The sequence below is a fragment of the Gordonia paraffinivorans genome, assembly GCF_900683595.1.
Taxonomy (GTDB): Bacteria; Actinomycetota; Actinomycetes; order Mycobacteriales; family Mycobacteriaceae; genus Gordonia; species Gordonia paraffinivorans.
Genome location: NZ_CAACYD010000005.1, coordinates 53,763 through 77,218 on the forward strand (window position 1 = coordinate 53,763; position 23,456 = coordinate 77,218).

Consider the following 23,456-nt stretch of genomic DNA (forward strand, 5'->3'; position numbering starts at 1 on the left):
TGAAAGTGTCACCACCTAGACCCCTCAAACTGTCACCGATGTCTTGATGCGAAAGTGTCACCGATGTCCTGCGAGATGACATGTGCGAAGTCGGGGGTGGGGTAGAATCGAACATACATTCGATCAGCGGACTGTGGGGGTGATCGTCATGACCGAGACAACATCGGTCGACGCTCCTTGTGATGCTGTGGCGATCGTCGACGAGATCCACCGGCTCTGCGCCGCGCTGCAGCGGGCTGAGCTTTCGACGTTGACCGATGCGCAGGTGGAGTATGTGGCCGCCGAAACCGAGCGCGCGAGAAACCGTTTGGCGTTCGCCGGTGATCAGCAGGTGGTGGAGGTCGCCGCCCGCGATCTGCCGCGTAAGACCGGCCGGCGCAACATCCTGGCCTACATGCACGATGTGCTGCGGATGACCCGGCCGGGCCGGCGTCGGACCCGCGTGCAGGCCATCGCGACGTTCATCGACCTCACCGGCCAACCCCTCGAACCCGAAAACCCGACACTGGCTGCAGCATTCGCCGACGGACGCGTCGGCCCCGATCACGTCCACGCGGTGATGGACGTGCTCGATCAGATCCCCACCGCAATAGCCCATGACGTGACGGCTGCTGCCGAACGGACGATGGCCGAGTACGCGACCTGGATGACACCACCGGAGATCGAGCGTGCCGGCGCCCGCCTGCTGGCACACCTCGACCCCGACGGGGTCTTGACCGACCTCGAGGACCGCAGACGACGCCGCAAGCTCTGGATCAACCGGCAACGCGCTGATGGCACATCGAAACTCACCGCCACCCTCACCCCAGAACTGCGCGCACGCCTGGCGACGTTCTTGGATGTGTGGGCGCGCCCCGGGATGAACAACCCCAACGACCCCGACTCACCGACCGGGGCGATCCAGGACGCCGACCCCGAGCGGCTGGAAGCCGCTGCGCAACGGGATCTGCGTACCCCGGCACAGATACAGCACGACGCCCTCAATGCACTGCTGCAAGCGGTGTTCGACGACGGGTTGCTCGGCAAAACTCATCGGGGGTTGCCCATCCAGTTGATCGTCAAAGCCGACCTGGCAGATCTGCAGCGTGCGGCCGGGCTGGCGGCCACCGCCGATGGCACCCTCATCGACATCGAGGGCCTGATCTCCATGGCCGGCCGGGTGGAGCCGTGGCTGGCGATTTTCGTCGATGCCACCGCCGCACCGCTGTATCTCGGACGCGGCAAGCGTCTGGCGTCGATGGAACAACGCCTGGCGTCCTTCGCCCGTCCCGGCGGCGACACCTGCTCCGCGCCCGGTTGCGATGTGCCCGCAACGCGTGTGGAGATGCACCACGCCCATACCGACTGGGGTGACGGTGGTGGCACCGACATCGACAACCTCGCCCCAGCCTGCACCCGCCATCACCACATGATCGGCAACCGCCCCGGCGACTACACCACCCGCATGATCGGCAGCGGACCCGACGCCGGGCGCTGCACCTGGCAACTCAACACCGCACCCGGCACACCACCCCGACGCCCACGGATCAACCGAAAACCCGACATCGGCCACCGATTCCGACACATCCTCACCGAGACCCGCAACAACATCCACCCCACACCTGACAAGCCCGACCAGCGCAGGGCACCCGACCAACACGGACAACCCGAACCCGGGCCGCCCGACGATCCGCCACACCCACCACGGTTCCACTACACCGACCTGCACAACGCCACACCGGCCGAACTCGCGCTCTACGCAGCGCTACTCGACCACGCCTACCCGAACTGAGGCGCCGTCGGCGGTATCGCCGACGAGGGGAGCTCGACGGAGGGCGCAGGGAATAGGCGCAGGCTGAGGGTTGTTGAGCCGACCATGACCGCCAAAGCTGAGTTGAGCCCCGAGGGCTGGGTCCGCGAACAGACCGAGAAGATCCTGGAACAGGGCACCACCGAAGGTGTCGAAGTGATGGGACGCCCCATCGTCCTGTTCACCACCACGGGTGCCAAGTCCGGCAAGAAGCGCTATGTCCCGCTGATGCGCGTGGAGGAGAACGGCAAGTACGCCATGGTCGCCTCCAAGGGCGGCGCCCCCGAGCATCCGGCGTGGTACTACAACGTGAAGGCGAACCCTCAGGTCACCGTCCAGGACGGCACGGAGGCCAAAGAGCTGACCGCACGTGAGGTGAGCGGTGAGGAGCGGGCCCACTGGTGGAAGCTCGCCGTCGAGGCGTTCCCGCCGTATGCCGAGTACCAGACCAAGACCGATCGAGAGATCCCGGTGTTCGTTCTCGAATGATTCTTCTGCAGCCCGCAGGCATCAGAGCCCCCGACGTGAACGTCGGGGGCTCTGATGTCGAAGGCGGGATTCTCAGGCGAACCGAATGTTCATCGTCGCCAGTCCGAAGACCTTACGACCGCCGGACTTGGCCGTGATGATGACGACACCGGTGCGGGTCTCCGGATCCAGCGACTTGATGCGTCCGCTGAACTCGATCTCGCCGCCGGCGTCGGCAGACACCGGCACGGTCTGCGACAGGCGCACCGCGTAGCGGGTCACCGCACCCGGATCCCCGGTCCACGACGACACGAACGCCGCCCCGAGACCCATCGTCAGCATGCCGTGTGCGATGACGTCGGGAAGGCCCGCGAGCTTGGCGACGGCCTCATCCCAGTGGATGGGGTTGGCGTCGCCGGCGACGCCGCCGTAGTTGACCAGGTCGCCGCGGGAGATCCGCGCGGTGTGGACGGGAAGCTCGTCGCCCACCGACAGCTCGTCGAAGGAACGGGCGCCCGATGCGCGGGCCGCGCCGTCGGCGACGCGGACCTCACCCTCCGGGCGGACCGTCTTCTCGTACAGTTCCGGGTTGGGGTCGTGGCTGAAGATGTTGACGTCGTGCATCATCACCTTGCGCACCGCCGCGCCGAGTTCGGGGTCGACCTCTTCGGCCGTCACGCCGACGACGGTGGTGTGCATCGTGTGCACTTTCTCACCCCGCGCGTCGGTCAGGGTGTTGGTGACGGTGATCAGTTCGCGACCGGCGACCTTGCGCACGCTTGACAGTTCGACGTCGGTCACCAGCTCGTCCCCGGCGACGATGGGCCGATGCTGCTCGAACACCTGCTCGGTCTGAACGTAGGTGTCGTAGCCGACGATCACGGACTCGAACAATTCACGGTTGGCGACCATCGCCGGGATCGACGTGAAGGTCAGCGGTGCGACCACTCCCGGATAACCAAGCGCTGCTGCTGCTTCCGGCTCCCAGTGCGCAGGATGGTAGTCCTGGACCGCGCGGGCGTACTCACGTACCTTCTCGCGGCCCACCTGGTAGGCGCCGTCGAGAACGTAGTAATGGCCGACGCGGGTCTCGAGATCGGGTGCCTCGGCGGTCGGCGCTTCTGCGATGGTCGGGGGTTCCGTCATTCCGTCCACGCTAATCGGGTGCCGTCTGCCGGCAAAACCCGAGGTCGGGTTCTCGTCACACACCTGACCCGGATCGACGGTCAGCGCCGGAGGCCCTTGCCGTGGGCGAACTCGGCGGGCCGCCCCGACGACTGCCATCGGTGCCAGTTCTCCCGGTGCCGACACATCAGCCTCTCGTGGAAGCGCCGGAAACCGGGAGACACCCGACGCAGGGTTTCGACGGCCATCATCAGCGGCCACCGGAGGACGATCAGCGCGATGCCCGGCAGCGGATTGGGCATGCGATAGCGGAAGCGCGTGGTGGGCACCATGTAGATCGTCGAGTACGCGGCGTACATCATCGCGTTGTACCGGCCGCGGAGGCGTTCGAGGCCCCTCGCGTCCGCGCTGGCGAAGGCGGCGGGGAAGGACTCGATCAACTCCTTGCCGTCGTCGCCCGCGTCCTGGCTGCGGGTCGACATGACGAAGGTGAGCAGGCGCAGCGAGTCGCCGATGGTCTCCGGATACCACTGGGTCCGGACGCCGAGCAGATACCCGAGGTACTTCTGGTAGTGGAACAGCACCCGGATCTCGCGGGGTGTCGTCTGGACGCCGGTGAGCCACAGCGCCAGGGCCGGGACGATGCTCCCGCCGAGCAGTGTCAGGAGCTGGTACGACTGGCTGATCGGTTCGCCCCAGCGTTCGCGATCCCATTCGGGATGTCCGGCCACGGTGCGACGAACCCACACGTGCATCACGCGCACACGCATCGCGGTGGCCCGCCCTTCCGACCCGGGTGTGAGCAGCGCACCCGGCTGCGAGACGTCGATCCAGAACCTGGCGGTCTCCAGGAAGCGGCGCAGCGCGTTGTCCCCGGCATAGCCGCCGGCCAGCGACAGGGGCTTGGCGACGGCGGCCTCGGTGTACATCTCCAGCGTCTCCCCGCCGGCCACGCTGAACAGGAAGGTTCCCCAGCGACGCCAGATCTCCTCGCCCTCGGCGATCAGTTGCGGGTCCACCCAGTCCGGCACCGTCTCGAACTCCCGGAACAGCTCGACCAGCGCCGGCGGCGGGTTCTCGATGCTGTCCAGACCGTCGGTCAGCGCCTTGTCCAGCAGCGCCCGGGCCGCTTCGGGTCCGAGCGAGCCGTAGACCTCGTCGACGAACCGCTCGGCGACCGGGTCGGTGCGGAACATGTCCTCGGCGAAGGTGCGCAGATGTTCCGGCTCCGGGAACAGATCCTTGCCGGTGATCTTTCGGGCCGCGGCGCGCACGGCTGTCAGTGTGCGGCTCGACATCGCGGCGTCGTAGGCGACGGCCGTGGGGAACGCGGGTGCGCCGGAACCCGTGCCGTCCTGACTCGACAGCGTGCTGGACACGGTTACCCCCATCGGTGACATCCACCCCGTCGGTGGAATGAGACGAATTGCTTCATGCGTATCACTACCGCATGGGGTGCGCACCCACCCATCGGGCTCGTGCGAGCGTCTCTTCGACCGCGATCAGTCGAACAACCGGCGGAACACGTTGGTCTCGGCCAGGTCGATGATCTCGTCGCCGCGCCCGGACAGCACGGTCCGCAGCGTGTAGAGCGTGAAACCCTTGGCCTGTGCGGCCGTGACCGTCGGAGGGATCGACAGCTCCTGGCGCGCGGTCGTCACGTCGAGCAGTGCCGGCCCGTCGTGTGCGAGGAGGTCGTCGATCGCCGAGGGCAGGTCGTCGGGGCGTTCCACCCTGCGTCCGTGGATGCCCACGGCTTCGGCGAGCCGCGCGAAATCGGGGTTCTCCAGATCGGTTCCGTAGTTGACGAATCCGGCGGCCTTCATCTCGACCTCGACGAAGTTCAGCGACGAGTTGTCGAACACGACGATCTTCACCGGCAACCTGTTCTGGGTGATCGTCAGCAACTCGCCGACGAGCATCGCGAGGCCGCCGTCGCCGGCCAGGGCGATCACCTGACGGCCGGGGAACGCCGACTGGGCGCCGATGGCCTGCGACACCGCGTTGGCCATCGAGCCGTGCGTGAACGACCCGATGAGGCGGCGCCGGCCGTTCATGGTGAGGTAGCGCGCGGCCCAGACGACGGGGGAGCCGACATCGGGGATGAAAACGGCATCGTCACTTGCCTTCTCGCTGATCAGCCTCGTCAGGTACTGCGGGTGGATCGGGGTCCGGTTGCGGTCGTTGTCGGCGAGTTCGTCGAGGCGCCGCCGCGCTTTGCGGTAGTGCGCGAGCGACGCCTCGAGGTGTTCGGGATCGCGGCCGCCGGTGATGAGGGGCAACAGTGCGCGGACCGTGTCGCCGACGTCGCCCACCAGCGGGACGTCGACCGGGCAGCGTCGGCCGATCTGCTCGCCGCGGATGTCGACCTGGACGATCGTCGCCTTCGACGGATAGAACTGCTGATAGGGGAAGTCGGTGCCCAGCATCAGCAGGGTGTCGCACTTCTCGATCGCGCGGTAGCCCGACGAAAAGCCCAGCAGGCCGGTCATTCCCACGTCGTACGGATTGTCGTACTCGATGAACTCCTTGCCGCGCAGCGCATGGACGATCGGCGCCCGCAGCGCCCGGGCGAGTTCGACGACCTCGTCGTGGGCGCCCTGCACGCCGGCACCGGCGAGGATCGTGACGCGCTCGGAACCGTTGAGGGTGTCGGCCGCACGCGCCAGCTCGTCGTCGGCCGGCCGCACGACGCGCGGCACCCGCCGGATCGGGGCACCCGCGCGACGTTTCGGGCAGGCCTGGAGAAACAGCTCGCCGGGGATCACCAGGACCGCCACCGCGCGTTGCTCGACGGCCGTGCGCAGCGCGACGTCGAGCAGGCGGGGCAGCTGATCGGGGGTGTTCACCATCTCGCAGAACGAGCTGCATTCGCGGAACAGCTGTTCCGGGTGGGTCTCCTGGAAGTATCCGCTGCCGATCTCGGCGCCGGGGATGTGCGCGGCGATCGCCAACACCGGGACGCGGCTGCGATGGGCGTCGAACAGGCCGTTGACCAGGTGGAGATTGCCCGGGCCGCAACTCCCGACGCACACGGCGAGCTCGCCGGTGAGGGCGGCCTCGGCGGAGGCGGCGAAGGCGGCGGCCTCTTCGTGGCGGACGTGCTGCCACGCGATGGCCTCGGTGGTGCGCAGGGCGTCGGTCAGACCGTTGAGCGAGTCGCCGGGAATCCCGTACGCCCGCCGGACCCCCGCACGTTCGAGTTCTTCGACGATCCTCTCGGCCACAGTTGTCGACATGGCGATCCGTTCCGTCGGGTCCGGGTTGTGTTGCCGACTATAGACGCGCTCGACGTCTCGGTGACCCGCTTCGCAGTCCGCCCGCTCGAATCCCGGGGCGTCCGGGTGCGGATGTTCGCCTGTGGAGGATTTCGTCGGTTGTGGATGGTGGAGGCGGTGACGCCGCTTGGTGTCGGGGGTTGTCGACAACGTGGGTCGCGCCACGCCGGGCGGCGTGGTCCCCGCGAGAACGGCGGGGCAGCCCGACACAAGGAGTCGCTCATGAAGATCCTCACCGCCACCTCGTCCGGCGCCACCCGCGACGATGACTTCTGTCATGCCGTCGAGGGCGAGATCGTGCTGCCGTCGGTGGTCTGCGAATGTCCGACGTGCGGGTGCGACCGCGCGTTCGGCGGACTCGGTTCTCGCCGCGCGACGACGACGATGATGGTCCGTGACCTCGATCTGACGGTCGAGGATCTCGTGAGCGCCGCCATCGCCTACCTGGAGGCGGCGGGATGGGCTCGCTATCTGAGGCTGGACGCGAAACCGGATGCGCCCGAACCGGTCACGGTCTGCGCGATAGAGCTCCTGTTGCCGAATCTGCTGCTCGCAGCGCAACTCGAGACCGGTGACATCGTCCGGGTCTCCTACAATCGCGCCACCGACGAGTGGGAACCGGCGCCGGCCGGCTGAGGCGCTCGGTGATCATGCCTCGACGATGCGGCCGGCCACCGGTCGCATCGTCGAGGAAACGGTCTCTCGGCGTCGGGTCAGCCCGCCCGGTGGCGGGAGCCCACGTCGTCGGGCCACCGGAGTCCCCTGACCGGGGTGCGCCCGCTGACGTGCATCAGGATGTCGCGGATCGGCGCCTCGACCACGCGGCCGGTACCGGCGTCGAAGTCGACGTCGGTGGCCACGAAGCGCAGTCCCCGGTTGTGACGGCGGGCGAAGAAGGGGAAGGCGACATCCCAGATCTCGCGTGCCGCGGCGGCCGCGGCGTCGACGGGCATGGGGCGGTCGATCCCCAGCGGCACCGCGATGTCCTGGCCGTGGAGGAGCGAGTCGATGAGCGGCGCCCGCTCGTTGGTTCCGAACGGGTGGCGGCGCGAGCCGACCATCCGTCGGAGCTTGTCGGCGACCTCATCCGCAGGTGTTCGATCCCGGATCGCCATCTCTCGGATCATCGTGTTGAAGCGAAAGCCGTGACGCGCGGCGGCAGAGAGGACCTCGCGTGCGCCCGCATGCGACTGGGTGAGGTGAACCGCGACGTCCCGGACGGTCCACCCCTCACACGACGACGGGGTCGCGAGCTGTTCGGGGGTGAGGGACTCGATGAGATCGGCCAGCGAGAGGCGTTCGTGGTCGATGTGGCGCCAGAGGGTGTCGCTGTCCATGGCCGGCTCCCGTCGCAATTGGTCAGGATGCCTGACTATAATAGTCAGGCATCCGTACTAAAATCAACGGTATGGCCGATGAGCGACCGCCTCTGGGCGTGCTGATGTTCGTGGCGCACCGCCACATGGAACGGCGGGTGATGGCGCGCCTCGCGGAGGAAGGCGCCGACGACATCACCCTCGCGCAGGCGCGGGTCATGCAACGTCTCGCGCCGGAGCCGATGCGGCTGACCGACCTCGCCGAACAGGCCGGGGTCACCAAGCAGACGGCCGGAGGGATCGTCGATCAGCTGGAGGCGGCCGGGTACCTGCGACGGGTGTCCGACCCGACGGATCGCCGGGCGCGCCTCGTCACTCTCAGCGAGCGTGGCGAGGAGCTCTGCGCGATCGCGGCCCGCGAGGTCGAGTCGATCGAGGACGACTGGCGGGAATACCTCGGCGACGACGACTTCGACTTGCTCGAGAAGACGATGACCCGGCTCCGCGAGATCACCGACCCCTACCGCTGAGGGCGCTGTGCCGGTCAGGCGGTGATCGCCCGGCGTTCGTATGTGCGCAGCGCGAGCAGGTACGACACGCCGCCGATCCCGACGCTCCAGGCGATCGACGCGATGACGCTTCCGGCAGGAACCGGCGTGTCGCCGAGAGTGCCGCGGAGCACCTCGATGACCGGGGTGAAAGGCTGATGCTCGGCAAACTGCCTCACCCCCACCGGAAGGGAATCCGCGGGGACGAAACCTGTGCTGAGGAACGGCATGATCGTCAGGAACATCGGGGAGTTGCTGGCGGTCTCCACGCTGTCGGCGGCGAGTCCGAGGTAGATGGCCAGCCAGATCAGGGCGATCGAGAACATGACGGTGACGCCGAGGGCGCCGAGCCAGCCGAAGGGATTCGCGGTCGGCCGGTAGCCGAGCGCCAATGCGACGAGCAGGACGATCGCGATCGAGATCAGCGCCTGGATGAGACTCGCGAGCACGTGGCCGACGAGCACCGAGGATCGTCCGATGTCCATGGTCCGGAAGCGGTTGATGATTCCCGACGTCATGTCCATGGCGACGACGATCGCCGAACCCTGGACCGCGGAGGCGACCGTGACCAGGATGATCCCCGGCACCACGTAGTCGAGATAGGCCTCTCGCCCCGTGATCCCCGACGCGGTCGTCATGCCTGCGCCGAGCTGTCCGCCGAAGACGAACACGAACAGCAGCAGGAACACGACCGGCAGGCCGAGCAGCATCACGGTCAGCATCGGGTACTTGACGAGCCGTCGGAGGTTGCGGCGCAGCATGATCCGCGAATCCGTCACGGCGTAGGCGAGTGTCGGCATCACGCTGCCCCCGATTCGTCGTCGGCGTCGACGTAGCCGGTTGCGTCCGCGCCGGCCGACGCCGATCCGGTGAGTGCGAAGAACACGTCGTCGAGTGTCGGCGTGTGCACCTCGACGTCCGCGACGTCGATCGACGCGGCGTCGAGGAGGTTGAGGGTCGTGCGCATCGCCGTCACGGTGTCGTCGGTCGGCAGGTCGAGACGACGCGCGTCGGCGACCGGACGCGCCGACGGCAGCAGTGTGCGCGCCGCGTCGAAGGACTCGTCGTCGTCGAAGGACAGGCGTATCTCGGACTCGTGGACTCGTCGCTTGAGGTCCTGCGCAGTGCCCTCGGCGACGATGTGCCCGTGGTCGAGGACGGCGATGCGGTCGGCGAGCTGGTCGGCCTCCTCCAGATACTGCGTGGTGAGGAAGATGGTGACGCCGCTCGCCGTCAGGCCGCCGATGATGTCCCACAGCACCCGGCGGCTGCGCGGGTCGAGTCCCGTCGTCGGTTCGTCGAGGAAGATCACCCGTGGCGTGGAGACGAGTGTCATCGCCAGGTCCAGACGTCGTCGCATCCCGCCGGAGTACGTCGACACCGGGCGATCCGCGGCGCCGACGAGGTCGAAGCGTTCGAGCAATTCGTCCGCGCGGCGTCGGCTCTCTCCGCGCCCGAGATGGCGGAGATCGCCCATCAGGCGGAGGTTCTCGCGGCCGGTGAACAGGTCGTCGATCGCGACGGACTGCCCGGTGACCCCGATGAGCGAGCGCACCTTGCGTGCGTCGCGGACCGTGTCGTGGCCGGCGATCGTCACCGAGCCGGCGTCGGCGGGGAACAGGGTCGACGCGATGCTCACCGTGGTCGTCTTGCCGGAACCGTTGGGCCCGAGCAGCGCGGTCACCGAACCGGCCGGGACGGTGAGATCGATGCCGTCCAGGACTCGATGCGCGCCATAGCTCTTCGTGAGGCCGCGGATGACGATGTCGGCGCCGGCGGTGTTCGGCCGGTGGGTCATGGGCGTCGCCCTTCCGTCTGGGGCGAGGGGATCTCACCCGCGGCGATGAGTGCTTCCCGTTCCTTCCGCCATTCCTCGTACAGGGCGGGAATCCGGCTGCAGAGGAAGTCGGTGAACGCGGCGATCTCGCCGAGGACCGCGCGACGCTCCGGCGGGGCGTCGCGCAGCAACTCGAGGCCCTCGCGGGCGAGGGCGCCGAGCTCGGCGTATTCGGTGTTGTCCATGCCGAGCCCGCGGGCCGACGTGATGTCGATGGACACCCGGTCCATGCGTTCGCCGGCGGCCCGGGTGCGGACCACCTGGCCGACCGACTCGAGCGTCGCGATCGCGTTGGTGATCGCCGTGCGGCTCGCGAGCAGCGCGTTGCTCAGGTCGGCGATGGTGGGTGCGGGGGAGTCGCAGACGGCGAGGTATCCGAGCACGCGCCCGACCATCGGCGGATAGCTGTAGCGGCGCGCGCAGAATCGGGCCATGTGGCCGGCGAAGGTCAGCTGCGCATCGAGTGACACCTGTCACAGTGTGCGCGCATCTCCGAGATGACACAAATGAGTGTCATCTGTTGGGGGGACGGCAGGCGGCCGGTCAGCCGTCCTGTTCGTCGAGGCGCGCCGCGACGTCGGCGGGGAAACCACCCGTCGCGATCGGAGCCCACTGCGTCGGGGTGATGCGGATCAGCGACTTGCCCTGCAGGCGCATCGCCGCCCGGTACTCGTCCCAATCGGGGTGCTCCCCGGCGATCGAGCGGTAGTAGTCGACGAGGGCGTCCTCGGCGTCGGGCATGTCGATGACCTCGGCGTCGCCGTCGATCTGCACCCATGCCCCGGCGAACTCGTCGGAGAGCACGACCACACTCGCGACCGGCGTGCGGCGGAGGTTCGCGGCCTTGGCGCGGGCCGGGTAGGTGGAGATCACGATGCGGCCCTGATCGTCGACACCGCCGGTCACCGGCGACATCTGCGGCCGACCGTCGGAACGGATGGTGCTGAGGATCATCTGGTGGCGCGGCCGGACGAACTCCAGCAGTCCCGCATGGTCGACGGCATCGGCTCTCGCAACGGTTCTCGCCATGCCGCCGACCTTACGCGCGATGGGCGAGCAGCGGGGCCACCGGGTAGATGTCATGTGCGGACGCGACTTTCGTCTCGATCGCACGCGCCCGGCCCGCGTCGCCGAACCCGCCCGCCGTCGGACGCTCGGGAACGGCGTCGCCGGATTCGACGACGGTCCAGGCGGATCCGGCGTCGATGAGGGATCGGTGCTTGGTGGAGTAGTACTCCGGCATCGGCACGATCGCGACTCCCGGGTCGCCGGCGGCCGCGGCGAGTAGATGGGGGTGGAAGCGCGTGCTGATCCAGGTGTCGCCGCGCCCCGCGGGCAGCCCGTGGTACCAGATGTCTCGGAAGCTCAGGACGCGTGCGCCGTCGAGCCGCGATCCCAGGCGGTGGGGGATCTCGTAGTCGTGGCCGGGGATTCCCTCGACGACGGTCACCGCCGAACCAGGGACGTCCCAGGCGTCGAGGGTCGCGCGGACCAGGTCGGTGAGCGCCTCCAGCCCCGATCCGCCCGGCCCCCGGAACTTCTCGGTGAGATCCGACTGCAGACACAGCACCACGCCCGGATCGCGTGCGGACTCCGCGGAGGGTGGCTCTTCGCGGTAGAGCGGGGGCATCGGCCGATGAAGCGCGAGCCACGCGTCGTCGCCCGAGAGGCGCACGTGGTCGAGGCCCGCGAGCGCCTTCTCCGACGCCGAGTCGCGGACATCGATCACGTCGAACGAACCGAGCGCCGCGGTCAGAGCCGACCAGGCGGGCTCCTCGACCGTGGGGACCAGGCCCTGGCCGGTCGCGACCAGTCGTGCCCCGCTGCGCTGCGCGACCGCCTCGGCCGCCACGCACAGCGAGACGTGGTGCGGCCACACGGTGTTGACGTATCCGCCGCCGAGGAGGTGGATGGTGGTTGACGAGGCGAGCAGATCCAGTCCGACCGCCAGTCGCGGCGCGAGGCCCGAGTCGACGGCCGCGCGCGACACCCACTCCCACGGGTTCGACGGTTCGGCGTCGCGCGCGTGATTGGTGAGCTGCCACAGGGTGTCGACCACGCTCATCCGCGGATGCGCGTCGCGGAGCAGGACGTTCGCCGATCCCGGGCTGTGACAGTCCAGGACCACGGTGGCCTGGGGTCGGACGCGGGCGAGATGCCGCAGCCAGGTCCGGGCGATGATCTCGTCGCCGTAGTTCGGATACCCGGTGGGGGCGACGAGGTAGATCACCTCGCGAGCGCCCAGCGACCGGCCCACGTACGAGTCGTCGACCCGGCGCCGAGCCGACGAGTTGACACGGCCGGCCAGGGACCGAACCCGCTCCACCTGCCCCCATCTGGTCATGGGGTGAGCCTACGGTGGCCGGGTGACGAGCACGCCGTCGGTCTGCCGGGGTGTGACGCGGGCGACGACACGGCTCGCTCGGGCGACTAACGGAAGGTCGACTCGAGATAGGACAGCGCGGCGTGCGTGTCGCCCATGGGACCGCGGTATCCGATGTGGCCGTCGGGCCGGATCACGAAGATCGTCGAGCCGTCGGGGCGGTACCCCGCGGCGAAGTGGCCTTCGGTGTCGCGCAGCAGCGGGATCTCGATGCTGCCGACCTGGGCCGTCGGGGCGGCGACCACATGCGCGGTCATGCGGCCGCGCGCGGTGGCGACTGCGTCGTCGGCGAGCGCTTCGAGACACGGCACCTGCGCGGGTCCCGCGGTCGCGTCGGCATAGAGGATCAGCGCGTGGTCGACCCCGTCGAGCAGCGAGAACAACCGCAACGGGTGGTTGACCGATTCGCGGCTCAGGCCCGATGCGTCGGGGGCCCGCTCACCGGCGCGCGGCGCGGCCGCCGCGGACGGGAGCGCCGAGCCGGCGGCGAGCGGGCTGTCGGCGTAGGAGATCAACAGCTGCGCCTCGCGCCGCATGATGAAGCCGATGTCGTCCGAGTCGGCGCCGATGCCCTCCCGCGCATCGCGTACGGTGCGGCCGACGACCTCTTCACCGACCGGCCGCCGTTCGAGGTCATAGGTCTGCAACAGTTCCGGCGCGGCGTCCCCGTGGACGGCGAGGGCCAGCTTCCACGCCAGGTTGTGTGCGTCCTGGATCCCGGTGTTCATGCCCTGCGCGCCGGTCGGCGGGTGGATATGGGCGGCATCGCCGGCGACGAACACCCTGCCGCGCGAGTAGGAGTCGACGATCCGGTGGCTGATGCGGAAGACCGACGACCAGCGCAGATCCGAGACCGTCGCGGGTTCGGGCGCAAGGCGGTCGACGACGGCCTGGATGTGGGACAGCTCGGGTGCCCGGGTTCCCTCGAAGCCGTGCGCGACATCCTGCCCGCCGGGCGCGACGGCCAGCTCGTCGGGCACGAACATCGACATGCGGTACCGCCCGCGACCGGGCAGCGGGATGGCCACGAGAAGGTCGTCGGTGGTGCCGTCGTCCCGCTGGTGCATCGTCCGGACCGCGTATCCGCGCGGCATGGACCAGTCCACCGCGACGTCGGCGAGCATGTACTGCTCGGGGAACGCCCCGCCCTCGAACGTCAGGCCGAGAGTTTTTCGGACCGTGCTGTGCGCCCCGTCCGCACCGATCAGGTACGACGCGCGCACGGTGCTCGACCCTCCGTCGAGGTCGGTCAGCGTGACGGTGACGGCGTCGTCGTCCTGCTCGAACGCCGACACGCGGACCCCGCGTTCGACGCTGGTGCCGAAATCGAGCAACCGGTCGCGCAGCACCTGCTCGGTGGCGTACTGCGGCATCAGGTGGAAGCGGTAGGGGACGTCGTCGGGCACGAACAGGTGGAAGCGCGACACCTGGGTGCCGTTGACGTAGATGAGCTGGCCGCGCATCTCGAGCCCGGCGTCGAGCACGGGTTCGACGACACCCATGCTCTCGAACACCTCGAGTGTTCGGGGTTGGATGCCAACGGCTTTCGCGTATTGCGGCGGCTCGGTGATCGGGTCCACGATCCGTACCCCGACCCCTCGTCGCCGCAGTTCGACGGCGGCGGTGAGGCCGACGGGGCCGGCGCCCGCGATCAGAACGTCGAAGTCGTTCATGCGGAGGCTTCCTCTCGGACGGTGTTGTCGCAAGAGGATTATCATCGCGATCCGCCATCGGGCGTGACCGCTCGGGAAATCCGGTCCGGGGTCTTCCTCGCCCGGGCGGGTTTCGGTCAGCGCGGGACCGGTCAGCGCGGGACCGGTCAGCGCGGGATCGCCGAGGGGCCGAGGACCTCCGCCCCCAGCTCGGTCACCCGGGCACGCAGACCGCGATCGGCGGTCACGACGACCCGTCGCCGATCCGGCCGTGCGCGTACCTCGTCGACGATGGCGTCGTCACCTGACCCGGGCGCCTCGACGACCTCGACGTTCCCGGAGGAGCGGACGCCGCGGGCCCTGCCCTCGACGACCAGGACGATCTCCAGCGGCCCCGGCAGCGAGTCGAGACCCGTCACGGCCAGGGGTTCGAGGCGATCCCGCAACCGCTCCGCGGCGCCCCGACGATCGCGCCACCACCCGTCCGGGACCGAACCGACGACGTTCGCCGCGTCCACGATGAGCACGGGGGCGAGGGGAGTGGGTTGGTCGCTCACAACTGACATCAGCCCACAACGCGGCGGGTGACGCAACCGTGCGACGACCGCTCACACGATGTCGCCGCGGCTGAACCGCCTCGACGGGTCGACGGCGGCCTTGATCTCGGCCAGACGCCGCCGGTTCTCGGCGCCGAACGCGGCGTAGGCGCGAGCCGCACGCTCGGGGCCGGAGACGAGGTTGAGGTAGGCGGCACCGGTCACGAAGGGGGCCAACTCCTGTCGCGTGACGCGCAGAGCGGACTCGACGGCGAGTGCGACCTGGGGATCGGGGACAGCGGCGATCAGTTCGAGGAGGAACTCACCGGACCGCGCGCGGTCGTTGGCGGCCGTCGCCGCGGCACGGGCGACGGCGCCGCCGGCGTGGCGGATCTCCCCGACGACGAGCGGCGCGGACCCGGCGGCGGGCCGGACCCGGCGGGCGATGACGTCGATCGCGTCGTCGGGCAGGTCCTCGAACCACTCCGTGGTGACCAGGTGCGGCATCGGCTCCACCGGGTCCATGCTGATCGCGTCGGCGTCGGTGAACGGCCGCTCGTCCCACATGTCGATCAGCGGGGTCCTCCACTCACGCCACTCGTCGACGAGGCGTCGGCCCGCGTCGACGTCTCCCGACCAACAGCCCCGCACCACGGCGAAGCTGCCGCCGCGCAACGGCTCCGGCACGTCGTCGGTGGGCGGGAGGTTGAGGATCGCGACCGCCGACGTCAACTCCTCGGGTCGCGTGGGCGCCCAGTCGCGGAACCGGGCGAAGATCTCCTCGGCGTCGTCGACGGGGTAGAAGAGGTTGCCCGCGTACACCGTCGACACCGCCACGAGGCCGATCTCCATCGCGGTGACGACCCCCAGGCTCCCGGCGCCGGCGCCCCTCAGCGCCCAGAACAGTTCGGGGGAGCTCGAATCGGTGATCCGGCGTGGGGTGCCGTCCGGGGTGACGAGATCGAAGGAGCGGACCGCGTCCGACGCCAGCCCGAAGCGACGCCCGAGCCAGCCGAACCCGCCGCCGAGCGTGTAGCCGACCGCACCGACACCGCTCGACGAGCCCATCAGCGGCGCCAGGCCGAACGGGGCCGCGGCGGTGAGAACGGTCTTCCAGGTGGCGCCCGCGGAGATCCGGGCGGTCCGGGCGATCGGGTCGACGGTGACCCCGTCGAGCCGGGAGGTGTTGACGAGCAGGCCGCCGTCGATTGGCACGCCGGTGCCGTGACCGGTCGCCTGCACGGTGACCCGCAGGCCCTCCTCGGCGGCGAACCGGACGGCCTCCACGACGTCGAAGGGATTCTCCGGGAGGGCGACCACGGCGGGCCGGTGCGTGACCATCCGGTTGAAGCCGGCGCACGCCTCGCGGTAGCCGGGGTCGCCGGGACCGAACACCTCGCCGGCGATGCGCGCGCGCAACTGCGCGAGTACAGAACTGCGGGTCCGGACGGTCAGGTTCTCGGGCCCGCCGGTCGGGGAGGCAGGGGTTGCGGTCATGCAGGGCGTCCTCTGGTGTCTGCCGGCGTGGATGCCGGGGCCGGGTCGGTGACACCGGGCGGCAGGACCCTCCCGGTGTGCCGATCAGCCTGTCCGAGGACTCTTGACGACGACTTGGGGCAGGCTTGGGCCTGCGGCTCTCCTACCCACACGGCCTACCCGCACCGCCTATCCGCTCACCCGCGCCCGTCGGGGATCAACCCGACGACAGCCCCCACTCGTCGGCGAGCGCGTCGACCCGTTGCACGAGCGCCTGCGCGTCCTGGTCGAGGGCCGTCCGACGGGCACGGGCCAGGGTGTCGGCGACCACCCCGGGGGTGCGGCCGCCGACGTACTCGTACCGGGCGCGCACCAGCATGCGATGGGCGTCCCCGTAGCGCTCCCCGGTCCGCGCGGCCAGGTCGAGGAGTGCGGCGGCGCCGGTCAGCTCGCCGGCGGCGATGAGGACCTCGGCGTGGAGGCCGAGCCAGAAACCCTCTCCGGTGCGCTGCCGGACGTGACCGGCGCTGCTGTCCTCCCCGGCGTCGCCCCCGCTGCGGTCGTCCCCGTTGCGCTCGACGGCCTCGAGCTGGTCGATACGGGTCAGGGCGTCGTCGACGTCGCCGGTCATCGCCCGTGCCCACCAGGACATGCGCTCGCCGCTGCGGCGCAGGTAGGCGAGCGGGCCGGGCCGGTCGGAGTCGATGATCTGCCCGGCCTCCAGAGCCCACCGGGCGTCGCCGATCATCGCCGCCGCCCCCACCGCGAAGATCGCCGTACCCAGGCGCGACCGCGGATCCCCGAGAGTGTCGGCGAGCGTGCCGAACAGGGACCGTCCGGCGTCTCGGCCGAGATGGATCGTGGTCGCCCAGGCGCGGTATCCGCGCGCCATCGCCAGCTGGTCGTCGCGCAGGCCCGGCACGGGCTCGATGGGGGCGTACCGGTCGAGGATGCGGTACGCCGCGCCGAAGTCTCCGCGGCTGAACTCGTCGAAGCCCGCTATCTGCATGCCCAGATGCACGACCACCGGATCGTCGGACCGTTCCGCCCGTGCCCTCAGCTCGGTGGCGAGCCGATGCCCGGTGTCGGTGTCGGAGACCTGGATGTACGCGGCACAGCGGGCGTAGTCGAGGTCGGCGAGCAACCGGGTGTCACCGAGAGCCGACGCAAGGGAACGTGCACGCTCCCGCAGATCTGCCTCCACGGCGAAGTAGCCGTGCGCCGACACCTCGCTCGCGTGCTGGGCGGCGATCGCCCGCAACTCGGCCTCCTGGTCTCCGGTGGCCCGCGCCAGCGTCGCGGCGTCACCGAGATGACGGCTCGCGCCGTCGAAATCGTAGGTGCGCAGGGCGATGTCGCCGGCGGCCAGCAGCGCCTCGATGGTCCGTTCGCGATCGGCCAGCGGACCTGCGGACCAGAGATGTCGCGCCATGCGGGTGACCGCGTGCGGTGAGGTGTTCGACGCGAGCGCGTCGGCGATCGCCAGGTGGATGCGTCGGGCGCGCGTAGACGGTATGCCGTCGGCGATGGCCTCGCGGATGATGTCGTGGCTGAAGCTGAAGCCGAACGGGTCCTCGGGACCGAGGTCGACGACGCCCGCGGCCGCTGCCGAATCGAGCAGCTCGAGTGTCTCGTCGACGGCTGTCCCGGTGGCCGACGCCAGCAGGACGAGGTCCACGCGCGTGCCGATGAGCGCCGCGACGTCGAGGAGTTCGGACGTCTGCGGCGACATGCCGAGGAGACGCTGCCGGACGACGTCCCGGACTCCTGACGGGACCGCGTTGGCGGCGATCGACCCCTGTGCGGCCAGGATGCGTGCGAGCTCCCGGACGAAGAACGCGTTGCCGCCGGTGCGCCGCTCGATCGACGAGACGGTGGCGACCTCGGGCCACTGCAGGGTCTCGCGGCGGATCAGCTCGGAGATGTCGTCGCCGCCGAGCGGGCCGACCGTGAGACGCCGGTGTTCGGGCAGCCGAGCGAGCCGGGCGAGTGTCGACGCGACGATCCGCCGGTGGACGGGGGTGCGCACCGACGCGAAGAACGTGACTCCGGGCGTCCGTCGGGATGCCATGTGCGCGAACAGTTCCAGGGATGCCCCGTCGGCCCACTGCAGGTCGTCGAGGACGATGATCAGCTTGTGGCGCCCGGCCACCCCGTCCAGCAGGTCCGCGGCCTGGTCGTAGAACTGGAAACGCGCTGCGGCGTCGGACATCTGGCGCGGCGGCGGGATGACGTTGACGCCCTCGGTCACCATGCGCCCGAGCGGGCTGTCGAGCAGGTGCTCGCGGTCGGCGGGATCGAGGCGGGGGAGGACCGCGCCGAGGATCTGTACCCACGGCCACATCGACGGCGCGGCGGGATCGTCGACGCAGCGCCCCCACAGCACGAACAGGTCCGCGGCCCCGGCCGCTCGCCGCCCGGCCTCGTCGATCAGCGCGGTCTTGCCCGCCCCGGGCTCGCCCTCGACGACCACCACACCGCCGGGACCGGTCATCGAGGCGAGCACCGACCGGTGCAGGGCGGCGAGCTCGTCGACCCTGCCGACGAGTGCGGGCCCGTCGTCGGGCTCGGCGCCGACCGGCCCGGTGGAGCCGGCGTCGGAGTCGGCCCCGGGTCCGTCGCCGGTGCCCGCCGACGACGGGCCGCCGTCCCGGCCGACCCTCGCCGTGTCGCGGGGCGCGGCCGGCGCGTCGAGATGCGCGGCCTGGTCGAGGATGTCGCGTTCGAGGTCGCGCAGTCGTGGGCCCGGATCGACCCCGATCTCCTCGGCAAGGATCCGGCGTGCGTTCGCGATGGCCCCGAGCGCGTCGGACTGCCGGCCGACGCGGTAGAGCGCCGTGGCCAGCAGGACCCACAGCCCCTCGTCGAGCGGGGATTGCCCGACGGCACTTTCGAGTTCGGTGACCAGCAGCCGATGGTCGCCGGCGGCCATCCGCGCCTCGAACGACAGCTCGCGAGCGGCGCCGACCATGCGATCGAGACGGTCGGCGGCCTCGTCCCGGAAGGCGAGACCCTCGAACTCGGGGAGCAGCGGGCGATAGGAGTCGAGGACGTTCTGCAGGAGCGGCGCGGCCGCCGCGGTGTCGCCCTCCTGCATCAGGGTTCGCGCCGAGGCGACATCCGCGGACAGGCGCCGGAGATCGACCTGCTCGGGTGTGGTCGGCAGGCTGTAACCGGTGCCGTGGGTCAGCAGCACCGTCGACGGGCTGCGCGGCCGACGATCGGGTTCGAGAGCCTTGCGCAACCCGGAGATGTAGGACTGCAACGACACCTCGGCCCGTTCGGGCGGCTCGTCGGCCCAGATGCCCTCGATCAGCCGGTCGGCACGCAACGGAGCGCCCTCGGCGAGCAGGAGCTGCGCGAGGGTGGCCCGCTGCTTGCGGGTGCCGAGTTCGACGGGTTCCGAACCGATCTGGGCCCCGAGACCGCCGAGCAGCGTGTAGGACAATCCGCGCATCAGCGTGAGTGTAGTGGGCGTCGCCACACAGCGGGACGGACTGCGAAACCGGTTGCGGCGTCCGTGGCACGGGTTCCGGCCCCACCGCCGGCGGCCCGGCGATAGGTTGTTTCCATGGCTCTTACAGTGGGAATGGTCTCGATCGACTCCACCGACCCGGTTCCGCTGGCCCGGTGGTGGGCCGAACAGCTCGGGGGAAACATCATTCAGGAGAACGACGGGTTCTTCGTCGTCGTCTCGCTCGGCGAGGCGGCACCGAGGCTCGGTTTCCAGAAGGTCGGCGACCCGACACCGGGCAAGAACCGCATCCACCTGGACCTGACCGCCGACGACGTCGAGGCGGAGGTCGATCGGCTCGTCGCGGCCGGGGCCACGAGGGTCGCCGAGCACGAGATGCCCGGCTTCTCCTGGGTGACCCTGGCCGACCCCGACGGCAACCAGTTCTGCGTGGCGCCGGGACACGAGGGCTGAGACGGCCCGCGCGGATGGGGTTCACGAAGGAGGAGCTGCTCGCCCACCGGGACCGCACGGTCGACGACCTCATCGGCGACGACTGCCGCCTGCTGTTCGTCGGGATCAACCCGGGCCTGTGGACGGCGGCGACCGGGGCGCATTTCGCCCGGCCGGGTAACCGCTTTTACCCGGCCCTGGCCCGCGCGGGCATCGTCGACCGCGTGATCGATGCGTCGCAGGGGATGTCGCCGGAGGACGCCGCGATGCTGACCGCGCGGGGCGTCGGCATCACCAACGTCGTGCCGAGGGCCACCGCGACCGCGGCGGAGTTGACCGCCGAGGAACTGCGCGAAGGCGGACGGCGACTGCGCGAACGCGTGGCGCGGGTGCGCCCGCGCGTCGTCGCGGTCGCCGGGATCACCGCCTACCGAACGGCATTCGGGCGCCGCGACGCGGTGCCCGGTCGTCAGGAGGAGACGTGGGACGGGGCCGAGCTCTGGGTCGTGGCGAATCCGAGCGGACTCAACGCGCACGAGACCGTCGACTCGCTCGCCGCGGCGTATCGGCAGGCGGCGGTCGCCGCCGGCGTGGTCACAGATCGTCGGCGCTGATGATGCGCCGGCGGGCCGAGAGCAGCTCCACCTCGGGGTGATCGGCGGCGGTCCGCTCGATCGCGTCGAGCAGGTCCACCACGTGTCCGCGATCGGCGGCGACCACGCTCACGCCGATCGAAGCGCGCCGATGGACGTCGAGGTGTCCGACCTCGGCCACCGAGACCTGGTGGCGGCGCCGGATGTCGGCGACGATCGGCCGGACGACCGATCGCTTCTGCTTCAGCGAGTGGACGTCACCGAGCCGGTAGTCGAACTCGCAGAACCCGATCCACATCCGGTCCTCAGTGGTCGGTGCGGATCAGCGTCGCGACGTGGTCCGGGACGTACTTCGACAGCTCGCGCGCCGGACGCTGATAGTTGCCGGACTCGATCGGACGTTTGGGCAGCTTCACCTTCGGCCGCGGCACCTCGTGGTACTCGATGCTGTCGAGGAAGTGCGCGATCATGTTGAGGCGGGCGTGCTTCTTCACGTCGGATTCGACGACGTACCAAGGACTCTGGGGCGTGTCGGTGTGCACCATCATCTCGTCCTTGGCGCGCGAGTAGTCCTCCCAGCGGTACACCGACTCGAGATCCATCGGGCTCAGCTTCCACTGGCGCACCGGGTCCTCCATGCGGGCGCGAAACCGCCGCAGTTGTTCCTCCACCGAGACCGAGAACCAGTACTTGCGCAAGATGATCCCGTCGTCGATCAGCATCTGCTCGAAGATCGGGGTCTGCCGCAGGAACCGGGTGTGCTCCTCGGGGGTGCAGAAGCCCATGACCTTCTCGACTCCGGCACGGTTGTACCAGGAACGGTCGAACAGCACGATCTCGCCGGGAGCGGGCAGATGCGCGACATAGCGCTGGTAGTACCACTGTCCGCGTTCGCGCTCGGTCGGGACCGGCAGCGCCGCGACCCGCACGACGCGGGGACTCAGATACTGGGTGATGCGCTTGATCGTCCCGCCCTTGCCGGCCGCGTCCCGGCCCTCGAAGACCACCACGATACGGGCGCCGGTCGCGCGCACCCACTCCTGGAGCTTGACCAGCTCGGTCTGCAGGCGGAACAACTCCGCCTCGTAGACCTTGTTGGGGATCTTCCCGTGCCTGCCCTTGTCCTTCTTGGCCATGGTGGGAAGCCTACGATCCGAAGGCGCTCAGCGGTTGAAGGCCGCGTCCCGCTCGGCCTGCAATTCTGCGACGGATGCGTCGATGCGGGCACGCGAGAACTCGTTGATCTCGAGTCCCTCCACGATCTCCCAGCGGCCGTCGACCGACCGGACCGGGAAGCTGCTGACCAGGCCCTCGGGGATACCGTAGGCGCCCGTGGACGGCAGCGCCGCCGAGGTCCACTCGTCCGTCGGGGTGCCCAGCACCCAGTCGCGGACGTGGTCGATCGTCGCGTTGGCCGCCGACGCGGCCGACGACGCCCCGCGGGCCTCCAGGATGGCGGTGCCGCGCTTGGCGACGGTCGGGATGAAGTCGTCGACGAGCCACTCGCGGTCGGCCGCGTACTCCGCGCCGCTGCGACGACCGACCCGGGCGTGGAAGATGTCGGGATACTGGGTCGCCGAATGGTTGCCCCAGATCGTCACGCGGCTGATCTCGCCGACGTCGACGCTGGCGCGGTGGGCGAGTTGGGCGACGGCGCGGTTGTGGTCGAGCCGGGTCAGCGCGGTGAACCGCTCCGCCGGGACGTCGGGGGCGTGCGCGGCGGCGACCGCGGCATTGGTGTTGGCGGGATTTCCCACCACGATCACCCGGATGTCGTCGGCGGCGACCTCGTTGATCACCTCGCCCTGCGAGGCGAAGATGCTCGAGTTGGCCGCGAGCAGGTCCGCCCGCTCCATGCCCTTCGTGCGCGGTCGCGCTCCGATCAGGAGACCGAAGTTCGCGCCGTCGAACGCCTTGCGGGGGTCGTCGAGGACCTCGACGGACTTGAGCAGGCCGAAGGCGCCGTCGTCGAGTTCCATGGCCGTGCCCACGGCCGCGGGGATCGCCTGCGGGAGTTCGAGCAGGCGGAGGGCGACCGGTTGATCGGGCCCGAGCATCTCGCCCGCCGCGATGCGGAAGACACTGGCGTAACCGATGCTGCCTGCCGCTCCGGTCACGGTGACGACAGCGGGTGCTGGGCTGCTCATGAGTACTTCTCCGTCAAGAGCACCTGGGCGTCGGGGCCGACCAGGACGAGCGCCTGACCGACCGAGTACCAGGTGAGGGGTTCGGACGTGAACGAGGTGATCCAGTCGTCGGCCTGTGCACGCGGGCCGGGGCAGGCCATCATCGTCGACGCCAGGGCGCCCAGGCGGAGCAACGGTCCGTCGACCTGCAGCTCGCCGATGTGCCGGTTGCAGCCGGCGGTCAGGGAGATGCGATTGGCGGCCGGGAAGCTCACCTGCAACGGTCCTCCGCCGGGGATCTGCGCGCTGTTCACGACGGTCGACGTGTAGGACCTGCCGACGAAGTGCGGGTCGGCGGGGGCCGCCCGGCCCGGGGCGTCGTTCACGGCACCGACGACAGCGGCCGCGAACAGCGCGCTGAC

Annotated in this window: 23 protein-coding genes; 6 read left to right on the forward strand and 17 right to left on the reverse strand. The window is 69.9% G+C overall.

The features are described from left to right. The first annotated feature begins 148 nt into the window (after nucleotides 1-148). Both E1P53_RS02480 and E1P53_RS02485 read left to right on the forward strand, forming a co-directional pair. Entirely contained in the window at nucleotides 149-1,771 is a 1,623-nt protein-coding gene (locus E1P53_RS02480) for an HNH endonuclease signature motif containing protein (protein WP_131733364.1), read from the forward strand. A gap of 84 nt (nucleotides 1,772-1,855) precedes the next feature. Beyond that, nucleotides 1,856-2,278, forward strand: a complete 423-nt coding sequence (locus E1P53_RS02485) for a nitroreductase family deazaflavin-dependent oxidoreductase (protein WP_131733365.1) — start codon at nucleotides 1,856-1,858, stop codon at nucleotides 2,276-2,278. 72 nt (nucleotides 2,279-2,350) lie between these two features. Here the strand turns inward: E1P53_RS02485 and E1P53_RS02490 are convergent, their stop codons facing one another. The 3 genes from E1P53_RS02490 to poxB all read right to left on the reverse strand — a co-directional run bounded on the left by E1P53_RS02490 (nucleotide 2,351) and on the right by poxB (nucleotide 6,621). Next, on the reverse strand, nucleotides 2,351-3,403 hold the full coding sequence (locus tag E1P53_RS02490; protein ID WP_131733366.1) for a fused (3R)-hydroxyacyl-ACP dehydratase subunits HadA/HadB: 1,053 nt from the start codon (nucleotides 3,401-3,403) through the stop codon (nucleotides 2,351-2,353). An 80-nt stretch (nucleotides 3,404-3,483) separates the two neighbouring features. Beyond that, complete coding sequence (locus tag E1P53_RS02495) at nucleotides 3,484-4,773, reverse strand: oxygenase MpaB family protein (RefSeq protein WP_131733367.1); 1,290 nt, start codon at nucleotides 4,771-4,773, stop codon at nucleotides 3,484-3,486. A gap of 111 nt (nucleotides 4,774-4,884) precedes the next feature. Next, entirely contained in the window at nucleotides 4,885-6,621 is a 1,737-nt protein-coding gene (gene poxB / locus E1P53_RS02500) for a ubiquinone-dependent pyruvate dehydrogenase (RefSeq protein ID WP_131733368.1), read from the reverse strand. Between the two features lie 261 nt (nucleotides 6,622-6,882). On the opposite strand from poxB, the gene E1P53_RS02505 reads away from it, so the two are divergent. Beyond that, nucleotides 6,883-7,296, forward strand: a complete 414-nt coding sequence (locus tag E1P53_RS02505; protein WP_006900522.1) for a DUF7715 family protein — start codon at nucleotides 6,883-6,885, stop codon at nucleotides 7,294-7,296. 77 nt (nucleotides 7,297-7,373) lie between these two features. Here E1P53_RS02505 and E1P53_RS02510 read toward each other — a convergent pair whose 3' ends face one another. Next, the gene (locus E1P53_RS02510) at nucleotides 7,374-7,997 is read right to left on the reverse strand and encodes a maleylpyruvate isomerase family mycothiol-dependent enzyme (RefSeq protein WP_006900523.1); all 624 of its coding nucleotides are present in this window, start codon (nucleotides 7,995-7,997) and stop codon (nucleotides 7,374-7,376) included. A 71-nt stretch (nucleotides 7,998-8,068) separates the two neighbouring features. Between E1P53_RS02510 and E1P53_RS02515 the strand changes: the two genes are divergently transcribed. After that, the gene (locus E1P53_RS02515) at nucleotides 8,069-8,506 is read left to right on the forward strand and encodes a MarR family winged helix-turn-helix transcriptional regulator (protein WP_131733369.1); all 438 of its coding nucleotides are present in this window, start codon (nucleotides 8,069-8,071) and stop codon (nucleotides 8,504-8,506) included. Nucleotides 8,507-8,520: 14 nt separating this feature from the next. Here the strand turns inward: E1P53_RS02515 and E1P53_RS02520 are convergent, their stop codons facing one another. From E1P53_RS02520 to E1P53_RS02560, 9 genes are all read right to left on the reverse strand, one after another. After that, nucleotides 8,521-9,324, reverse strand: coding sequence for an ABC transporter permease (locus E1P53_RS02520; protein ID WP_131733370.1), 804 nt, complete (start codon nucleotides 9,322-9,324; stop codon nucleotides 8,521-8,523). Further along, nucleotides 9,324-10,322 (reverse strand): efflux ABC transporter ATPase subunit, DrrA-related, encoded by a 999-nt coding sequence (locus E1P53_RS02525; RefSeq protein ID WP_131733371.1) that lies wholly within the window; start codon nucleotides 10,320-10,322, stop codon nucleotides 9,324-9,326. The genes E1P53_RS02520 and E1P53_RS02525 overlap by 1 nt, the downstream gene beginning before the upstream one ends. Next, the gene (locus E1P53_RS02530) at nucleotides 10,319-10,831 is read right to left on the reverse strand and encodes a GbsR/MarR family transcriptional regulator (protein WP_131733372.1); all 513 of its coding nucleotides are present in this window, start codon (nucleotides 10,829-10,831) and stop codon (nucleotides 10,319-10,321) included. Before E1P53_RS02530 ends, E1P53_RS02525 begins: the two co-directional genes overlap by 4 nt. A gap of 73 nt (nucleotides 10,832-10,904) precedes the next feature. Next, the gene (locus tag E1P53_RS02535; RefSeq protein ID WP_131733373.1) at nucleotides 10,905-11,390 is read right to left on the reverse strand and encodes a PPOX class F420-dependent oxidoreductase; all 486 of its coding nucleotides are present in this window, start codon (nucleotides 11,388-11,390) and stop codon (nucleotides 10,905-10,907) included. Between the two features lie 10 nt (nucleotides 11,391-11,400). Beyond that, a complete protein-coding gene (locus tag E1P53_RS02540) occupies nucleotides 11,401-12,705 on the reverse strand; it encodes a polysaccharide pyruvyl transferase family protein (RefSeq protein WP_131733374.1) in 1,305 nt (434 codons plus the stop codon). 86 nt (nucleotides 12,706-12,791) lie between these two features. Continuing rightward, on the reverse strand, nucleotides 12,792-14,417 hold the full coding sequence (locus E1P53_RS02545) for an FAD-dependent monooxygenase (RefSeq protein WP_131733375.1): 1,626 nt from the start codon (nucleotides 14,415-14,417) through the stop codon (nucleotides 12,792-12,794). A 146-nt stretch (nucleotides 14,418-14,563) separates the two neighbouring features. After that, entirely contained in the window at nucleotides 14,564-14,962 is a 399-nt protein-coding gene (locus E1P53_RS02550) for a PIN domain-containing protein (protein ID WP_131733376.1), read from the reverse strand. 42 nt (nucleotides 14,963-15,004) lie between these two features. Next, a complete protein-coding gene (locus tag E1P53_RS02555; protein WP_131733377.1) occupies nucleotides 15,005-16,429 on the reverse strand; it encodes an FAD-binding oxidoreductase in 1,425 nt (474 codons plus the stop codon). A gap of 196 nt (nucleotides 16,430-16,625) precedes the next feature. Next, entirely contained in the window at nucleotides 16,626-19,865 is a 3,240-nt protein-coding gene (locus tag E1P53_RS02560) for an ATP-binding protein (RefSeq protein ID WP_131733378.1), read from the reverse strand. A 114-nt stretch (nucleotides 19,866-19,979) separates the two neighbouring features. Between E1P53_RS02560 and E1P53_RS02565 the strand changes: the two genes are divergently transcribed. Together E1P53_RS02565 and E1P53_RS02570 are read left to right on the forward strand one after the other, a co-directional pair. Then, on the forward strand, nucleotides 19,980-20,336 hold the full coding sequence (locus tag E1P53_RS02565) for a VOC family protein (RefSeq protein WP_109239429.1): 357 nt from the start codon (nucleotides 19,980-19,982) through the stop codon (nucleotides 20,334-20,336). A gap of 14 nt (nucleotides 20,337-20,350) precedes the next feature. Next, nucleotides 20,351-20,929 carry a mismatch-specific DNA-glycosylase gene (locus E1P53_RS02570; RefSeq protein WP_131733379.1) on the forward strand — a complete coding sequence of 193 codons (579 nt, stop codon included), beginning with the start codon at nucleotides 20,351-20,353 and terminating at the stop codon, nucleotides 20,927-20,929. Here the strand turns inward: E1P53_RS02570 and E1P53_RS02575 are convergent. From E1P53_RS02575 to E1P53_RS02590, 4 genes are read right to left on the reverse strand one after another with little or no spacing between them, the layout of a single operon-like run. After that, the gene (locus E1P53_RS02575) at nucleotides 20,910-21,206 is read right to left on the reverse strand and encodes a DUF503 domain-containing protein (protein WP_006900536.1); all 297 of its coding nucleotides are present in this window, start codon (nucleotides 21,204-21,206) and stop codon (nucleotides 20,910-20,912) included. The two genes, E1P53_RS02570 and E1P53_RS02575, sit on opposite strands and share 20 nt — an antisense overlap. Nucleotides 21,207-21,213: 7 nt before the next feature. Continuing rightward, a complete protein-coding gene (gene ppk2 / locus E1P53_RS02580; RefSeq protein ID WP_131733380.1) occupies nucleotides 21,214-22,044 on the reverse strand; it encodes a polyphosphate kinase 2 in 831 nt (276 codons plus the stop codon). Between the two features lie 27 nt (nucleotides 22,045-22,071). Beyond that, nucleotides 22,072-23,055, reverse strand: coding sequence for a malate dehydrogenase (locus tag E1P53_RS02585; protein WP_131733381.1), 984 nt, complete (start codon nucleotides 23,053-23,055; stop codon nucleotides 22,072-22,074). Next, nucleotides 23,052-23,420: an META domain-containing protein gene (locus E1P53_RS02590; protein ID WP_371830985.1), complete on the reverse strand. Its 369-nt coding sequence runs from the start codon at nucleotides 23,418-23,420 to the stop codon at nucleotides 23,052-23,054. The genes E1P53_RS02585 and E1P53_RS02590 overlap by 4 nt, the downstream gene beginning before the upstream one ends. Nucleotides 23,421-23,456: the final 36 nt, after the last annotated feature.

Bases quoted from the DNA above. Each gene is read 5' to 3' on its own strand.
- E1P53_RS02480 (WP_131733364.1), top strand. From the start codon at position 149: ATGACCGAGACAACATCGGTCGACGCTCCTTGTGATGCTGTGGCGATC.
- E1P53_RS02485 (WP_131733365.1), top strand. From the start codon at position 1,856: ATGACCGCCAAAGCTGAGTTGAGCCCCGAGGGCTGGGTCCGCGAACAG.
- E1P53_RS02490 (WP_131733366.1), bottom strand. From the start codon at position 3,403: ATGACGGAACCCCCGACCATCGCAGAAGCGCCGACCGCCGAGGCACCC.
- E1P53_RS02495 (WP_131733367.1), bottom strand. From the start codon at position 4,773: ATGGGGGTAACCGTGTCCAGCACGCTGTCGAGTCAGGACGGCACGGGT.
- poxB (WP_131733368.1), bottom strand. From the start codon at position 6,621: ATGTCGACAACTGTGGCCGAGAGGATCGTCGAAGAACTCGAACGTGCG.
- E1P53_RS02505 (WP_006900522.1), top strand. From the start codon at position 6,883: ATGAAGATCCTCACCGCCACCTCGTCCGGCGCCACCCGCGACGATGAC.
- E1P53_RS02510 (WP_006900523.1), bottom strand. From the start codon at position 7,997: ATGGACAGCGACACCCTCTGGCGCCACATCGACCACGAACGCCTCTCG.
- E1P53_RS02515 (WP_131733369.1), top strand. From the start codon at position 8,069: ATGGCCGATGAGCGACCGCCTCTGGGCGTGCTGATGTTCGTGGCGCAC.
- E1P53_RS02520 (WP_131733370.1), bottom strand. From the start codon at position 9,324: ATGCCGACACTCGCCTACGCCGTGACGGATTCGCGGATCATGCTGCGC.
- E1P53_RS02525 (WP_131733371.1), bottom strand. From the start codon at position 10,322: ATGACCCACCGGCCGAACACCGCCGGCGCCGACATCGTCATCCGCGGC.
- E1P53_RS02535 (WP_131733373.1), bottom strand. From the start codon at position 11,390: ATGGCGAGAACCGTTGCGAGAGCCGATGCCGTCGACCATGCGGGACTG.
- E1P53_RS02540 (WP_131733374.1), bottom strand. From the start codon at position 12,705: ATGACCAGATGGGGGCAGGTGGAGCGGGTTCGGTCCCTGGCCGGCCGT.
- E1P53_RS02545 (WP_131733375.1), bottom strand. From the start codon at position 14,417: ATGAACGACTTCGACGTTCTGATCGCGGGCGCCGGCCCCGTCGGCCTC.
- E1P53_RS02550 (WP_131733376.1), bottom strand. From the start codon at position 14,962: ATGTCAGTTGTGAGCGACCAACCCACTCCCCTCGCCCCCGTGCTCATC.
- E1P53_RS02555 (WP_131733377.1), bottom strand. From the start codon at position 16,429: ATGACCGCAACCCCTGCCTCCCCGACCGGCGGGCCCGAGAACCTGACC.
- E1P53_RS02560 (WP_131733378.1), bottom strand. From the start codon at position 19,865: ATGCGCGGATTGTCCTACACGCTGCTCGGCGGTCTCGGGGCCCAGATC.
- E1P53_RS02565 (WP_109239429.1), top strand. From the start codon at position 19,980: ATGGCTCTTACAGTGGGAATGGTCTCGATCGACTCCACCGACCCGGTT.
- E1P53_RS02570 (WP_131733379.1), top strand. From the start codon at position 20,351: ATGGGGTTCACGAAGGAGGAGCTGCTCGCCCACCGGGACCGCACGGTC.
- E1P53_RS02575 (WP_006900536.1), bottom strand. From the start codon at position 21,206: ATGTGGATCGGGTTCTGCGAGTTCGACTACCGGCTCGGTGACGTCCAC.
- ppk2 (WP_131733380.1), bottom strand. From the start codon at position 22,044: ATGGCCAAGAAGGACAAGGGCAGGCACGGGAAGATCCCCAACAAGGTC.
- E1P53_RS02585 (WP_131733381.1), bottom strand. From the start codon at position 23,055: ATGAGCAGCCCAGCACCCGCTGTCGTCACCGTGACCGGAGCGGCAGGC.